15 protein-coding genes are annotated in these 13,923 nt (G+C 62.6%); 12 read left to right on the forward strand and 3 right to left on the reverse strand.

Features of this window, described 5'->3' with window-relative positions; translation table 11 throughout:
- Positions 1 to 264: 264 nt before the first annotated feature.
- The 4 genes from QT222_RS16310 to QT222_RS16325 all read left to right on the forward strand — a co-directional run bounded on the left by QT222_RS16310 (position 265) and on the right by QT222_RS16325 (position 2,213).
- Positions 265 to 753 (forward strand): hypothetical protein, encoded by a 489-nt coding sequence (locus QT222_RS16310; protein ID WP_491477770.1) that lies wholly within the window; start codon positions 265 to 267, stop codon positions 751 to 753.
- Between the two features lie 77 nt (positions 754 to 830).
- A complete protein-coding gene (locus tag QT222_RS16315; protein ID WP_004059730.1) occupies positions 831 to 1,106 on the forward strand; it encodes a 4a-hydroxytetrahydrobiopterin dehydratase in 276 nt (91 codons plus the stop codon).
- Between the two features lie 6 nt (positions 1,107 to 1,112).
- Positions 1,113 to 1,487, forward strand: a complete 375-nt coding sequence (gene lwrS, locus QT222_RS16320; RefSeq protein ID WP_491477771.1) for an LWR-salt protein — start codon at positions 1,113 to 1,115, stop codon at positions 1,485 to 1,487.
- Positions 1,488 to 1,541: 54 nt separating this feature from the next.
- On the forward strand, positions 1,542 to 2,213 hold the full coding sequence (locus QT222_RS16325; RefSeq protein ID WP_004059728.1) for an HAD family hydrolase: 672 nt from the start codon (positions 1,542 to 1,544) through the stop codon (positions 2,211 to 2,213).
- 50 nt (positions 2,214 to 2,263) lie between these two features.
- Here QT222_RS16325 and QT222_RS16330 read toward each other — a convergent pair whose 3' ends face one another.
- From QT222_RS16330 to QT222_RS16340, 3 genes are all read right to left on the reverse strand, one after another.
- Positions 2,264 to 3,019, reverse strand: a complete 756-nt coding sequence (locus tag QT222_RS16330; RefSeq protein ID WP_491477772.1) for a response regulator — start codon at positions 3,017 to 3,019, stop codon at positions 2,264 to 2,266.
- A gap of 99 nt (positions 3,020 to 3,118) precedes the next feature.
- Positions 3,119 to 5,065: a molybdopterin biosynthesis protein gene (locus QT222_RS16335; protein WP_491477773.1), complete on the reverse strand. Its 1,947-nt coding sequence runs from the start codon at positions 5,063 to 5,065 to the stop codon at positions 3,119 to 3,121.
- Positions 5,062 to 6,282, reverse strand: a complete 1,221-nt coding sequence (locus QT222_RS16340) for a molybdopterin molybdotransferase MoeA (protein WP_491477774.1) — start codon at positions 6,280 to 6,282, stop codon at positions 5,062 to 5,064. The genes QT222_RS16335 and QT222_RS16340 overlap by 4 nt, the downstream gene beginning before the upstream one ends.
- A 229-nt stretch (positions 6,283 to 6,511) precedes the next feature.
- Between QT222_RS16340 and QT222_RS16345 the strand changes: the two genes are divergently transcribed.
- The 8 genes from QT222_RS16345 to QT222_RS16380 form a co-directional block, all read left to right on the forward strand.
- The gene (locus tag QT222_RS16345; RefSeq protein ID WP_491477775.1) at positions 6,512 to 6,964 is read left to right on the forward strand and encodes an Hsp20/alpha crystallin family protein; all 453 of its coding nucleotides are present in this window, start codon (positions 6,512 to 6,514) and stop codon (positions 6,962 to 6,964) included.
- A gap of 8 nt (positions 6,965 to 6,972) precedes the next feature.
- A complete protein-coding gene (locus tag QT222_RS16350; protein ID WP_004059723.1) occupies positions 6,973 to 8,649 on the forward strand; it encodes an ABC1 kinase family protein in 1,677 nt (558 codons plus the stop codon).
- 57 nt (positions 8,650 to 8,706) lie between these two features.
- Entirely contained in the window at positions 8,707 to 9,135 is a 429-nt protein-coding gene (locus QT222_RS16355; RefSeq protein WP_491477776.1) for a DUF5518 domain-containing protein, read from the forward strand.
- Positions 9,136 to 9,279: 144 nt separating this feature from the next.
- Entirely contained in the window at positions 9,280 to 9,654 is a 375-nt protein-coding gene (locus QT222_RS16360; protein WP_004059721.1) for a translation initiation factor IF-5A, read from the forward strand.
- A 15-nt stretch (positions 9,655 to 9,669) separates the two neighbouring features.
- Positions 9,670 to 10,482 carry an agmatinase gene (gene speB / locus QT222_RS16365; protein WP_004059720.1) on the forward strand — a complete coding sequence of 271 codons (813 nt, stop codon included), beginning with the start codon at positions 9,670 to 9,672 and terminating at the stop codon, positions 10,480 to 10,482.
- Positions 10,483 to 10,660: 178 nt separating this feature from the next.
- Positions 10,661 to 11,422 carry a Nif3-like dinuclear metal center hexameric protein gene (locus QT222_RS16370; protein ID WP_491477777.1) on the forward strand — a complete coding sequence of 254 codons (762 nt, stop codon included), beginning with the start codon at positions 10,661 to 10,663 and terminating at the stop codon, positions 11,420 to 11,422.
- A gap of 487 nt (positions 11,423 to 11,909) precedes the next feature.
- A complete protein-coding gene (locus QT222_RS16375) occupies positions 11,910 to 12,845 on the forward strand; it encodes an NAD(P)/FAD-dependent oxidoreductase (RefSeq protein ID WP_491477778.1) in 936 nt (311 codons plus the stop codon).
- A 148-nt stretch (positions 12,846 to 12,993) separates the two neighbouring features.
- A partial coding sequence (locus tag QT222_RS16380; protein ID WP_491477779.1) for an ABC transporter substrate-binding protein occupies positions 12,994 to 13,923 on the forward strand: 930 nt, incomplete at its 3' end.

Here is a 13,923-nt window from a genome sequence, read left to right on the forward strand (position 1 = left end):
TGCCCGGACCGAACGCCGCGGACTCGTCGACACCGCGTGTGGATATTCCCGGCGACCACCCCATCGAGATGGACCGTGACGTGTCCGAAAAAGAGGTGTCTCGTCGGATGCTCGAACAGCTCTCGAACGACTGAGAGCGTTCAGAACGACTGAAGACACTCGGTTCGGACCACTGAGAGCGTTCAATTCTGTTTCTGGCGACGATACTGACCGGCCGCAGTCGTGGTGAAGCTTCTTGTACGAAGCCGAGTCCAATCGCCCTCAATGGACGTCCCAGTTCGACCGACGCTGATACTATCGGGAATCCCCGGAGGGAGTGTGTCCCGTCGTCTCTGCGGTTCCCGAAACTTCGGTCGGCGACTCATCTCGCGGTTCCACGTACGTCACAGCCGCCGTCTCATCGAAGGGACGCCCCGACGGCGGGTGTGCGACCTCGCCGATGTCACCCGGGCGACCGTTGTCGGGCGATTCGTGGGGGTTGCGGACGGCGGCCCCGCGGTCAAGACGTGGCGGGAAGGGGGTGCAAAAGGGAAACAAAAGGAAAGCCAGTTGTGGGTCGGACGACTCGGCCGTTCACCGTCGGCGACGAAACAGGAACCGTTCGCGTTCGCGTGCCGCCGGACGGGCATATCGTCGCCGCCGACGGGCATGGGACCGTCAGCAGGTGTGACCCGCCAGTCGTCCTCGACTGTGGTGACACAGTATCCGTTACGGGGCACGTCGTCCGCGGGCGAGGGACAGACCGACTCCTGACCGGCCCAAAGTTCGTCATCGCAGTTCTGTGACGACCCGGCAGAATCCTTATCGGTTTACCGCCCGACAGATTCGCCATGGCAGATACACTCTCCGCAGACGAGGTCGAGGCGCAACTGAGTGACGGCTGGGAACGCGACGGCGACGAAATCGTCCGCGTCTACGAGTTCGATGATTACCTCGACGGCGTGGCGTTCGCCACCGACGTCGGCGAAGTCGCAGAAGAGGAGTTCCACCACCCGGAGATAACGATTCGGTACAAAGAGGTCGAAGTCCGCCTCACGACCCACGACGCGGGTGGAATTACCGAAAAAGACCTTCGTCTCGCCGACCTGTTCGACGACGAGTTGTGAGCGGCGATGGGACTCACGTACGTATTCCGCGTTCGCTTCTATCTCGAAACGGCGGCGGGCGTCCACACTGACCCCCGCGAGTTCGAGACGGTTGTTCGCGTCACACCGCCGGAACCGGGCGAGTCCGGATGGATGCTGTTCCGGGACGCGCTCTGGCGCGGTGAGGTAAACGACGACGTCTACGCCCGCCAACTCGCCGAGTCGTGGCTCGATGTGCCGGTCGTCGCCTGCGAATTCGCCGAGTTGCGGACGGACGAGGACGCGCTGGACGACCTTCGCGAGGTCATCGCCGCGAATCTCGACGAGTTCAACGCCGAGTCGGTCCGTGAGGTGCTACACAAGTACTTCGGGAGCGCAATTCATATCAAATCAAACGAATGAGAATCTGCAGCGGCAGAAGACATTTATTCGCTCTTGACCTACATAGTTATCCGAATGGTCGCCGATAATTACAATTTCTGGCTGTTCGACCTCGACGGTACCCTCGTGGACGCCGAATGGTCCTACACGCGCGACGTGTTCGACCGGGTCGGCGAACGGTTGGGCCGCCAGTTTACCGACCGAGAAGCAGAGATAATCTGGCACGGACTCGGCGGTGCACGCGACCCGACCCTCCGCGAGTGGGACATCGACCCCACCGAGTTCTGGTCCGCCTTCCACCGTGAGGAAGACCCGCTAAAGCGTGCCGAAGTAACGTACCTCCACGATGACGCCGCCCGACTTATCGACGAAATCCACGCCACGGGCCGCCCCGTCGGCATCGTAACGCACTGCCAGCAGTTCTTGACAGACCCCGTGTTGGACCACCTCGATATCCGCGACTGGTTCGACACCGTCGTCTGTTGTACCGAAGAGACTGGCTGGAAACCCGATGCACAACCCGTAAAGCGTGCGATTTCACAGCTGAGTCGAGACGACCAACTCCTGACCGACGGCGGGACCGCAGGTGTCCTCGCCGGCGACGGTGAAAGCGACATCGGTGCCGCGTGGAACGCCGGTCTCGACGGGATTCACGTCGAACGACACGGCCCCGACCACCGCGGTCGTTGTGTCCTCGGCGAGTACCGCGTCGAGACGTTTGACGAACTCCCGCGGGCCGGAGACTAATAACCGAGTCTACGAGCAAAAGCGTCCCGTGGCTGACAGCAATCCGTCGATTAGTAGAGCGTCTCGGCAGGCATCGGCCGGGCGTAGATATCACCGGCGCTCGTGACGGCGAGTTGGAAGTCGTCGTAGGGGAATCGGATTTCGATACCCGGACGCTCCTCGTCTTCGATGACCGGACGAAGCAGTTCTTCGAGTGCGTCTGCGTCGATAAATTCGTATAGGGGGTTCTCGATAGCTGGGAGTCCGGCGTGGGACTCGATGGCCTCGACGATGACGATACCGAGTTCTTCGTCACCAACCCACTGGCCGATGAGTTCCCAGTCCTCGTTGAGACTGAAGGTTGCTTCCGAAGTGGCGTCGGCATGGTCCGAGAGTGCTCTGGTCACCGCCGATGAATCACCTTCGAGTCCGATGTCGACACCAGCGCTGGCGTCCTCGTCGGTGAGGTTTCGGACACGCTGGAGCACCGTCGAGAGGTCACCGGGACCAGCCTTTTGGACGTACTCAGTGACGCCAGCGGTCGAAGCCACATCGGCGACTTCCGGCCACTCCTTCGCCGTGAACAGGAAGATAGGGATGTCGTCGCGCTCCTGTCGAACGGCTTCGACAAGTGAGACTCCGTTAGGAAGGACCAACGAGTCACTGACGACGCAATCGACATGCTCTCGTGAGACGACGTCGAGCGCTTCGCTGGCCGACCCAGCGGTACGGAGAGAAACCGCGTCGAGTTGTCGAAACGCGGCCTCCGAGAGCGCAAGCATCTCGGGGTCGTCGTCAGCATGAAGGACTGTTAGCGGACGATGCATATAGCCTATATTTAGACTACGTCGGTAAAAACGTTCCACATATTTTATACTTCAATGAATCATGAATATCTGAACGTGGAGAGGTTTCTTTTTAAAGCGTTACCGTCGTGTTCGGACCTTCTCGAACCCTGTGAGCGCGTCAAATATGTCGTCGCTTTCGGCGAGTACGTCGCCGAACGACCGCACACTCGGCTTCTCCGTCCGGGCGGAGTTTGCCAGGACTCGAACAGGTTGCTCGCCGAGTGAGACAAAGTCCAACCCGAGCGAGTCGGCCGTCTCACGAAGTCCCAAGCCGACGGCCGCGCGTCCGGACCGGACGGCACGGGCCGGACTCTCGAACGCCTTCGCCCCGTGGTCGAATCCTTCGATTTCGTCAACGAGTTCGTGTCGGGTCGTCCCGCGCGCCTCGGCGAGGGCGGCGATGGCGTCCCCGAGTTCGGTTCGCAGCCCAGAGTTTGTATCGCGGTTGACGAACCGCAGGTCTTCGTCGACGAGTTCTTCGAGACCGGTCACGCCGTCCGGGTTGCCAGCGGGGACGACAAGTCCCCACTCGCGTGTCCACGACCCGAGTTCGACCGCGTCCACGTCTACGTCTCCGTGAGTCTCACCCGCGACGACGGCCACGTCGGGAATCCCGTCGCGGAGTCGACGAATCCCCTCGCGCGACCCGAATGCGAGATACCGCGGTGTCGGTACGCGGTCGAGCAGTCGCGATAGGGCCGGGTCGTCCTCGCCGACGCCGAGCAGTTCGGGCGGACGAACGTCTGGTGAGAACAGTTGGACCGTGACCGATTCGCCTTCGGCGAGATACTCGACATCGGCAGGGATTTCGACCACGCCGTCCGCTTCGACCAGACTCGTCGTCGCGCCGGAGCCTTTGTCGACGGGGTAGACGAGCATCTCACCCGCGCCGTCGGACACGCCGTCGGACTGCGTTTGGCGGGCTGACGGCGTTCCTCCGATGACGAGACCGACCGGCATGAGTCGCGTCCGGCCCTCGGCGTATCGCTCGCGGACGGCCATCGACCCTTCGACGGTCGCAGTCTGCGGTTCGGGGAGTCCCGCAGCGCTGCGGATAGCCGGTGCAGCGAAGGTTCGGAAAATCGTGAGCGCCGAGACGGGGTAGCCGGGCAAGCCGATGTAGGCGCTTCCCTCGCCGAGCGTGCCGACGAGCATCGGTTTTCCGGGCTTGACGGAGACGCCGTGAAGCAGCAACTCGCCGCGTTCTTCGACGACGCGGTAGATACCGTCGACCGCGCTCGCCGAGGTCGACCCCGACGAGAGGACGAGGTCGCACTCGTCGGCCGCCTGTCTGAGCAGGCGCTCCATCTCGTCGTAGTCGTCGCCAGCGTGGGGGTAGAGTTTGGGCACGCCGCCAGCTTCCTCGACGCCCGCAGCGATGGTGTAAGTGTTCACGTCGTAGATTTGGCCCGCTTCGGGTCGCAGCTCTTCACCCGGTCGGACGAGTTCGTCACCGGTCGAAACGATGCCCACGACGGGCGCGCCGCGGACGGGCACCTCGTCGATGCCGAGCGCCGAGAGAAGCCCGATTTCGCGGGGTGTGAGTCGCGTTCCGGGACCGAGCGCACGAGCGCCTGCGGCGATGTCGGTTCCGGCGGGCATCACGCTGTCACCCGGCGCGACGGATTTGTAGACGACGAGTGAATCGTCTCGCTCTTCGGTTCGTTCGACGATGACGACGGCATCTGCACCCGGCGGCATGACCGCGCCGGTCGATATCTCGACCGCGGTTCCGGGGTCGACTTCCACGTCGGGTTCGGCACCCGCGTGAACCTCGCCGACGAGTTCGAGCGTGACTGGGTCGGCTTCGTCCGCGCCGAACGTGTCGCGGGCGCGAACTGCGTAGCCGTCCATGCTCGCGCGGTCGAAGCCGGGAACGTCCATTCCGGCGTCGATTCGCTCGGCGAGGACGCGCCCGCGAGCGTCGGACAGCGGGACGGTCTCCGAATCGGGTGTCAGGTCGAGCGACGCGATGGTCTCACGCGCCGCTGCTGGAGTGGACAGGTCGCGGAACTGCCGTCTCATGCGGACCACTCCCAGCCCTCGACGGTGACGGTTTCGCCTTCGTCGTGGCCCTCCAGGTCCTCGGGGACGACCACCCAGCCGTCGGAGAGTGCGACGCTGGAGAGAATCCCCGACCCGCTGGTCCGGGCAGGTTCAGCAGTTATCTCGTCGCCGGAGTGGTCGAGCCGGACGCGGGCGAAGGTCCGAGTGCCGGGTGAACTCGGGACTTTCCGGGTGAGCGTCGCGCCGACCGTCGGAAGTGGGCGCTGGGGAAGCGAGCCAACGTGTTTGAGCAGCGGTCGGAGGAACTGAAAGGCGTTGACGAGGCAGGCGACCGGGTAGCCGGGGAGCATGACGATTGGCGTGCCTTCGACAACGCCGAGCGCGACGGGGTGGCCGGGTTTGAGCGCGACGCCGTGGACCAGTACCTCGCCGAGTTCGGCGACGACATCGGGGATGAGGTCGCGTTCGCCGACGGACGACCCGCCGGTGGTGACGACCACGTCGTGGTCGAGGTCGGACTCGATGGCCTCCCGAAGCAGGTCGGCATCGTCGACGACGATATCGCGGTAGGTCGCGTCGCCGCCCCAGCGCTCGACCAGTCGGGAGACGGTCAGTCCGTTCGTCTCGATGACCTGACCGGGTTCGGGGTCGGATTCGACGAGTTCCTCGCCTGTCGGTACGACGGCGATTCGGGGGCGCTCGAACACGGTCACGTCTTCGACGCCGACCGACCGAAGGAGTCCGAGGTCAGACGGCCGAAGTTCGTGTCCGACGTCGAACAGCGCGTCGCCTTCGCGTACGTCTTCACCGCGCTCGCCGACGTTCTTTCCTTCAGCGAGGGGGGAAAACACCTCCAGTTCGTCGCCGAGGCGTTCCGTGTCTTCGACCATCACGACGGCGTCGGCACCGTCCGGAAGGTCGCTTCCCGTGTGGACGCGGGCCGCGGTGCCGGGCTCGACTACGCCGTCGACGACGCGGAGGATACTCGGAGACCGACCGCTCGCCCCGAAGGTGTCGGCCGCGCGGACGGCGTATCCGTCGACTGCGGCGCGGTCGTAGCCGGGAACGTCCGCGGGTGCGACAGCGGTTTCGGCAAGTGCCCGACCGTCAGCCTCGCCGAGCGGGCGTCGCTCGGTCCGTTCGTGGGGAGAGACCGCCGCGAGGAGTGTCTCGCGGGCATCCGCCACCCGGGTTCGTTCTTTGAACCCGGCCGTGCGTCGGTCGTCGTGGTTCATAGCGAACCTTTGGCGGCGGGGACAAAAAGCGTCGGCCCCGCTCTCGATTTCGGAGACTGCGCCGGAGGTCGGTCGAACCGCGAGGTGTGCGTGGCGGCCGAACTTCGAACCGCGAGACGGATGTGGGGCGGTCGAAGACGGATGTGGGGCGGTCGAACCTGCATCTCGAGCTTACACGCGCCCGCGCGGGACCGCCGGGTTTTTCGACCCCGCCTCCTTATGGTCGCTCATGTCAACGCTGCGCGACGCGCTGTCCGAACTCCCGGACGCGGTGTTCGCCGACCTGTTGGAATCCGAGACGTCGTACCTGCTGGTCCTCGACCTCCCGGGTGTGACCGCCGGGACCGCCGACCTTCGGGTCGAGAAGGGTCGATTGGTCGTCGAAGCGCGACGCGACAAAAGCCTCCCTCCGGAGTTCGATTACGTCCGCGAGGAACGCCCGTTGTTCCTCGATGCCGAACTTCCACTTCCTCCGGACGCCGTCGCCGACGACGCCGAGGCGACGATGGAGCGCGGAAGCCTCGAAATCCGCCTTCCAAAGCGTAAGGCCGCCACAGAGCGGACCATTCCCATCACCGCTGGCGACGACGAGGGAACCTCGTCGGCCCACCGGAAGACATCCGGCGACGTTGATGAGGGAACCACATCAGCCCGCCAGAAGAAATCCGGCGACGACGCCTGACGAGGCGGGTGGTCACGCTGGTCAATCTTCGCGCCTATTGGCGGTTCCTCGTCGTCCTGTACCAGTTCTTCCCGCTTATCGTCGCGTACACCCGCGACAAGCGGAAGTACATCCTCTTCGGCGGCACACGCCGCGTCTCGACGGAGATGCGCGTCAAGCGTGCCGAAGTCCTCTTAGAGTCGCTACTCACGCTCGGCCCGACGTTCATCAAACTCGGCCAACTGCTGTCGACGCGTCCCGACATCCTCCCACCGCAGTACATCGATGTCCTCGGGAGCCTCCAAGACGACGTGCCGCCTGCTCCATGGTCCGAGTCGAAAGTCGTTCTCGAAGAGGAACTCGGCCCGGTCGACGAGGCGTTCGACTCGTTCGACAGCGACCCGATAAGCGGCGCGAGTCTCGGGCAGGTGTACGTGGCGGAGTACGAAGGCGAGAAAGTCGCCGTCAAGATTCGACGCCCCGGTATCGAGGAACTCGTCGAAGCCGACCTTCGGGTGATTCGGTGGTCGCTGCCGCTTCTCATGCGCTTTATCGGCCAAAGCCGAGCGTTCTCGCTCGAAAACCTCGCCGACGAGTTCGCCAAAACCATCCGCGAGGAGATGGATTACGACGAGGAAGCGGAGACGCTCCGGCAGATTCAGGAGAACTTCGAAGACGACGACACGCTCGTCATCCCCGAACCCATCGAAGAGCGGTCGGACGACCGGGTACTCACGATGGAGTACCTCCCGGGGACGAAGATAAACAACGTCGCTGCACTCGACGAACTCGGTATCGACCGGACCGAGTTGGCGACGAACCTGCAACGAACCTACCTGCAGATGATTGTCGAAGACGGCGTCTTCCACGCCGACCCGCATCCGGGGAACCTCTCTGTGACCGACGACGGGCGAATCATCTTCTACGACTTCGGGATGCACGGGGAGGTCGACCCGTTCATCCAAGAGAAAATCGTGGAGTTCTACATCGCCGTCGCCAATCAGGACGTGGACGCGATTCTCGACACCCTCATCGAGATGGGGACGCTCAGCCCCAACGTCGACCGACAGGTGATGGGCGACGTGATGGAACTCGCCATCGCGGACGCTCGCGGCGACGACATCGAACAGTACCGGGTCAATCAGATTCTCGAACAGGTCGAATCGACCATCTACGAGTTCCCGCTTCGACTCCCGCGAAATCTCGCACTCGTCTTGCGCGTGGCAGGCGTGGTCGAAGGAGTGTGCGTCACGCTCGACCCGAACTTCGATTTCATCTCGGTGGCGACCGACTATCTGACAGAACAAGGCTACCGCGAAGAGAGTATCCAGAAAATCATCGAAGGCTTCGGACAACAGACCCAGCAGACTGCCCAGTCGCTGGTTCGCGTCCCGCCGAAACTGGAGCGTGTCCTCGACAGGGCGGACCGAGACAACCTGACCGTCAACGTCCGCCTCGAAGACAACAAAGGCATCTTCGACCGACTGGCGAAGCGACTCATCTACGGTATCTTCCTGTCGTTCGGGTTTGTCTCGACGGTCATCATCTACGCGCTGAATCCGGAGAATCTCACTGCTGTCGGGGCCGCCGGGGTGCCGACGGCAGTCGTCGCCGTGCTCCTGTGGCGGTCGTTCCGCGGGCGAAAGGGCATCCGTGCCACGCCGCAGTTCACCCGGCAGAACCTCCGACAGCAGCGCGAAGAGTAATCAAAGCTGAGAATCAGGCGCATAATTTTATCCGTATTCGTGAAGTAACCTCCCGCCATGACGGAGTGGCGGCCGGTACTCGTTGGAACGTGCCTCGCCGCGTGTACCGAGGCGCTTGTCTACGCGATGACCGGACAGTTCACGCTTGTCGGCGGGGCCACAGGAAGTGCACTCGCCGGATACGTCGTCGGCACTGACCCTGCCGACGGCGGGTGGCACGGGCTGATGGCTGGCGTCGTCTGGGGAAGTCTGCTCATGCCCGTCTCTATCCTCCTCACGTTCCTCAACCGGACGCCGATTCTCTTCCCGTTTCAGTATCTCATTCCACTGTTCGAGTCGCCCGGCGAACTCACGACAGCCATCATGTTGGCACTGGCGCTGCCTAACGTCGCCACGGGGATGCTCGGCAGCCTCGCCCGCCGCGACGCCAAAGGGACGTGGTTCGACCCGGCGATGGCAGAAGTCGATGCGGTTGAAGACGCCTGAGTGGCGCGGTCGAATCCCTGTGAACTGAGCGGAGCAGTCGAACACCGAGGAAGCGTGTCTGGCCGCCTGCGGAGGCCACGGCAAGGATTCGCGTGCGAAGACGGTTCCAAACCGTTTATACCTTCCATCCGATAACGAGTGGACATGGCGAAAGAGCAGAAGCAGGTGCGCGAGCTCCAAGAAGGCAGCTACGTCATGATGGAAGAAAAGCCGTGCAAAATCTACGCTTATAGTACCGCAAAGCCCGGTAAGCACGGCAGCGCGAAAGCGCGTGTCGAAGCCCGCGGTGTCTTCGACGACAAAAAGCGCTCGCTCTCCCAGCCTGTCGACGCGAAGGTGTGGGTCCCCATCATCGAGCGAAAGCAGGGCCAGGTCGTCTCGGTCACCGGCGAAGACGCCCAGATCATGGACCTCGAGACCTACCAGACGTTCACGATGCTCATCCCGGACGACGAAGACCTCAACCCCGAAGACGAGATCGAGTACCTCGAGTACGAAGGCCAGCGAAAGATCGTCTAAACGGGGGCGAGAGAGATGTTCCCCGGAGCCATCGCAGACCGCGAGGTCGCTGACTACGTTATCGTCGGTGCTCCGCTCGACATCTCCACGTCATTCCAACCTGGAACCCGTTTTGGACCGAATCGTATCCGTCGGTTCGCCGAGTCGTTCGACGATTACGACCGGCGCACCGACCAATTTTTCACTGACTTGCGCGTCCACGACGCGGGAGATATCCGCGCGTGGGACGACGCACCTGAATACAGCGAGTGGCTTGCCGGGAGCGTCCGCGACGCCGTCTGGGACGATGCCGTTCCGCTCATCCTTGGCGGTGAACACACCGTCACGGCCGCTGGCGTCACCGGCGTCGAACCCGACGTGTTCGTCTGTCTCGACGCCCACCTCGACCTCCGGCGCGAGTACGATGGCAACGAATGGAGTCACGCCACGATTACGCGCCGCGTGCTCGACAAACTCGACGTCGACGAGGCCATCATTCTCGGCGCGCGTACCGGGTCACCCGAGGAGTGGGAACGCGCCGAATCGGACGACGTGACCGTCGTCGAGCCCGAGGCGGTCGCCGACTGGAATCCGGATTTCGACGACGAATCGGTCTATCTGAGCGCCGATATCGACGCCGCGGACCCTGCGTTCGCGCCGGGAACCGGGACGAAAGAGCCGTTTGGCCTCACGTCTCGCGAGATGCGTGACGTGGTTCGGGCGGTCGCCCCGTACACGGACGGCTTCGACGTGGTCGAAGTGAACGACCGAGACGACGGACAGGCGGCGTCGTTGGCGGCGAAGTTGCTTCGGGAGTTCGTGTTTTCGCACGCCGCGACGGACGACTGAGTTCACATCTCACACGCCGCGGACGACTGAGTTCACATCTCACACGCCGCGGACGACCGAGTTCACATCTCACACGCCGCGGACGACCGAGTTCACACTCGCACCTGCGTTCGGTCGGTCTTCTTCCGATTCGACCGCATCCCGTTTCTTACAAGTCGCCGAACCACGACTGACCAGTATGCAACTCTCCGAAATCGTCTCCCAGCTCGACGAGACGCTCTCGACCGCCGACTTCGCCGACGTGGACGCCAGCGCGAACGGCTTGCAGGTCGGCCCCGACGAGAAATCCGTCGAGACGGTGGCGTTCGCCGTCGATGCCGCGGAAGCGACCATCAAAGCGGCCGTCGATGCCGACGCCGACTTGCTCGTCACCCACCACGGACTGGTCTGGGGCGGTCTCGACCGCCTGACCGGACGGGATTTCTCCCGCACCGAGCCGTTGATTCGCAACGACCTCGCGCTCTACGTCTCGCACCTCCCGCTCGATGGCCACCAAGAAGTCGGGAACGCGGCGGGCGTCGCCGACCATCTCGGTCTGTCGGACCGCGAGCCATTCGGCGAAATCGGTCCGATTCACATCGGCCAGTCCGGGGCGTTCGAGTCGCCGAAGACGGCCGCCGAGATTCGAGCGGCGCTCGACGACCTCGACGGCAACGAGGGGACGCAAGTGCTCGACTTCGGTCCCGACGAGATTTCCGAGGTCGCTATCGTCACCGGCTCCGGCGTCGACTGGCTGGACGAAGCCATCGACCGCGGCGTCGACGCGCTCGTCACCGGAGAAGGTAAACAGAAGGTGTACCACGAGGCGCGCGAAGCCGGAATCTCCGTATTCCTCGCCGGGCACTACGCGACCGAGACGTTCGGGGTTCGAAACCTCGAAAAGAGGGTCGCCGAGATGGGATTGGAAACCGTGTATATCAGCCACCCGACCGGGTTATAGGACTGTTTGATTGGCCTTGTTGAATCCCTCAACCGATGATATGTTCTGGGGGGCGTGATAAATACACAGCGCGTATCGGTCAACGTGATTAGTGAACCAGCGCAGGGTCAAGCCAAGGGAAATCGAAGATTACCCGTATCCAACAATCGCGGAGCGGTTTGCGAGACTCTGAGGCACTCGCTTGCTTATCTGTAGATTAGGTGAATGACCAAATCTTTAACACTAAATTAGGCTAGCCTAAACATATGTTGGACGACGTCGCGGTACGCGAGGTACCGACACAGCAAGACATCGTGAAGCACGACGGCACGGCATTGAGGATGGGCCTGCTCGTCGGCAGTACCAACCCGCTTTCCGGTGGCGACTCCTGCAATGAGGGTCCTACTGGTACTTCTAGGAAAAACCGCTTACACTCACGATATCGCCAACACAATTCGTTAAGCTTGAACCGACGTCAGAAAGCTCCGTACCACACAGTTCCAAGTAAATGACAACAGCCAGCCGCGACGTCGTCATCATCGGTGGTGGTCCAGCGGGATGCGCTGTCGGGGTCTGTACTGCCCGATACGGACTCGACGCCGTGATATTCGACCGGGGGAACTCATCACTTCGCCGTTGTGCGTTTCTGGAGAATTACCTTGGGTTCCCTGCGGGTATCGACATCGAGACGTTCTACAAACTCATGCACGACCACGCCGTTGAGGCGGGCTGTGACCTCGTATCCGACATGGTCGAGTCTGTTGAGCGTACGGATGGTGGCTTCCGTGTTCGGACCCAAGACGGCCGCTCCGTCCTCGCCCCACGAGTCGTGGCGGCGACCACCTACGATGGCGAATATCTCAGGGGACTTGACAGCGACGAGGCGATGTTCGACACCCATGAGCATCACGGTGAGGTTCACGAAGAGTTCGACCGTGAGTACGCCGACGCCGACGGACGGACTTCGGTCGACGGACTGTACGTGGCCGGGGGTCTCGCTGGACATGGCGAACAGGTACTCGTCGCAGCCGGGCACGGAATGACCGTCGGCCGTGAACTGCTGGCCGATGTCCGCCGCGAAGAAGGGAACTGGGAAGAAGCCGCCCCCCACTACGACTGGCTTCGGCGGCGTGCGGCTCTCGATTACGACTGGGACGACGAAGAGACCTGGCACCGGCAATTCGCGGATCACAGAGTAGCTGACGACCACGACATCGATCAGGAGCGACTCCAACGGGTCCGCCAGCGCGAAATCGAGTTCGTCAAATCCAACCACCTCGACCGGTCGGAGATTGACCATCGTCGAGAACGCGCACAACGACGGCTCGCTACTCATCTCGACGAGGAACTCCTCCTCGAGGTCATCGACGACGATCGGTTACGGGAATACGTGGCCGAACAGGCGGAGACGGCGGGTAGTGGCGGGAAGGACATCCGCGACTAATATCCAATAGAATTGGGAGACGACGCCGTGGCAGTGACGCAAGGTCCACCGCTGGACCGGACAGACCAGGGTGGCAGAGAGCCCTGTTCTCGTAGCTGTCCAAGGTACAGGTAGAAATAGTTATGTGTTTTTAGGTCAGCCTAAAAGCATGGCAACAGAGACCGACGTTCACGAGGTTCCGACACGGAGGGAGATGATAAAGGGCGGCAGTACCATCCTCGGCGGAGGGCTGCTCGCGGGATGTACCAGCGATGGTGATAACCCAACGCCGGCAGATGGGACTGACACGGCGACGAACTCGCCGCCGCCGACGGACAGTCCGACGTCGTACGAGGTGACCATCGAGCCGGCGGGGAGCCGCACGTTCGAGGAGGCTCCAGAAACGTACGCGAGCATTCCCGGAGCGTGGATGGATATCGCGATGGGATTTGGCATCCAGCCGAAGGCTGTCGCGGCCTTCGATCGGCTCCCGTTGAAGTACTACGATGCGCTCCCCGGCGTCGATTTCGATGCCGATGCCGTCCGAACGCTCGGTGAATCGGCCGAATCGCAGTACGATAAGGAGGTGTTCTACGACGTTGACGTTGACGTCCATCTCATGGACCCGCGTATGCTGAAGAAGTACTCAGGGTGGAATGACGAGGACCTCGAAGAGATTGAATCGAACGTCGGCCCGATTCTCGGGTCACTGATTCGGTTCCCGTTCGGCGGACGCGATCCGTACTACACGCTCTACGAGGCGTTCGAGAAGGCGGCTCAGATTTTCCAGCGTCAGGCCCAGTACGAGGCGTGGGTCACCCTCAAGGAGTCGTTCTACACCGACATCGAATCCCGTGTGCCCGTCTCGGAAGACGACACACCGACGGTCGCCGCGTTCAACTTCAGGTTCGACCCCGAGTCTGGGAAGTTCTTCGCGGCGAACATCGACGCGCCGCGGAACGATACACGGAGCTTCCGGATGCTGGGCGTCAACAATGCGTTCCAGGGCGAAGAGTACGTCCCATTCAAGCCGATTGGGACCGAGAAACTCCTCGATGTCGACCCCGACTACATTGGGATGATCGGCTCCCTCTCGTAT

The sequence above is a fragment of the Haloferax sp. s1 genome (assembly GCF_058382125.1).

Bases quoted from the DNA above. Each gene is read 5' to 3' on its own strand.
- QT222_RS16310 (WP_491477770.1), top strand. From the start codon at position 265: ATGGACGTCCCAGTTCGACCGACGCTGATACTATCGGGAATCCCCGGA.
- QT222_RS16315 (WP_004059730.1), top strand. From the start codon at position 831: ATGGCAGATACACTCTCCGCAGACGAGGTCGAGGCGCAACTGAGTGAC.
- lwrS (WP_491477771.1), top strand. From the start codon at position 1,113: ATGGGACTCACGTACGTATTCCGCGTTCGCTTCTATCTCGAAACGGCG.
- QT222_RS16325 (WP_004059728.1), top strand. From the start codon at position 1,542: ATGGTCGCCGATAATTACAATTTCTGGCTGTTCGACCTCGACGGTACC.
- QT222_RS16330 (WP_491477772.1), bottom strand. From the start codon at position 3,019: ATGCATCGTCCGCTAACAGTCCTTCATGCTGACGACGACCCCGAGATG.
- QT222_RS16335 (WP_491477773.1), bottom strand. From the start codon at position 5,065: ATGAGACGGCAGTTCCGCGACCTGTCCACTCCAGCAGCGGCGCGTGAG.
- QT222_RS16340 (WP_491477774.1), bottom strand. From the start codon at position 6,282: ATGAACCACGACGACCGACGCACGGCCGGGTTCAAAGAACGAACCCGG.
- QT222_RS16345 (WP_491477775.1), top strand. From the start codon at position 6,512: ATGTCAACGCTGCGCGACGCGCTGTCCGAACTCCCGGACGCGGTGTTC.
- QT222_RS16355 (WP_491477776.1), top strand. From the start codon at position 8,707: ATGACGGAGTGGCGGCCGGTACTCGTTGGAACGTGCCTCGCCGCGTGT.
- QT222_RS16360 (WP_004059721.1), top strand. From the start codon at position 9,280: ATGGCGAAAGAGCAGAAGCAGGTGCGCGAGCTCCAAGAAGGCAGCTAC.
- speB (WP_004059720.1), top strand. From the start codon at position 9,670: ATGTTCCCCGGAGCCATCGCAGACCGCGAGGTCGCTGACTACGTTATC.
- QT222_RS16370 (WP_491477777.1), top strand. From the start codon at position 10,661: ATGCAACTCTCCGAAATCGTCTCCCAGCTCGACGAGACGCTCTCGACC.
- QT222_RS16375 (WP_491477778.1), top strand. From the start codon at position 11,910: ATGACAACAGCCAGCCGCGACGTCGTCATCATCGGTGGTGGTCCAGCG.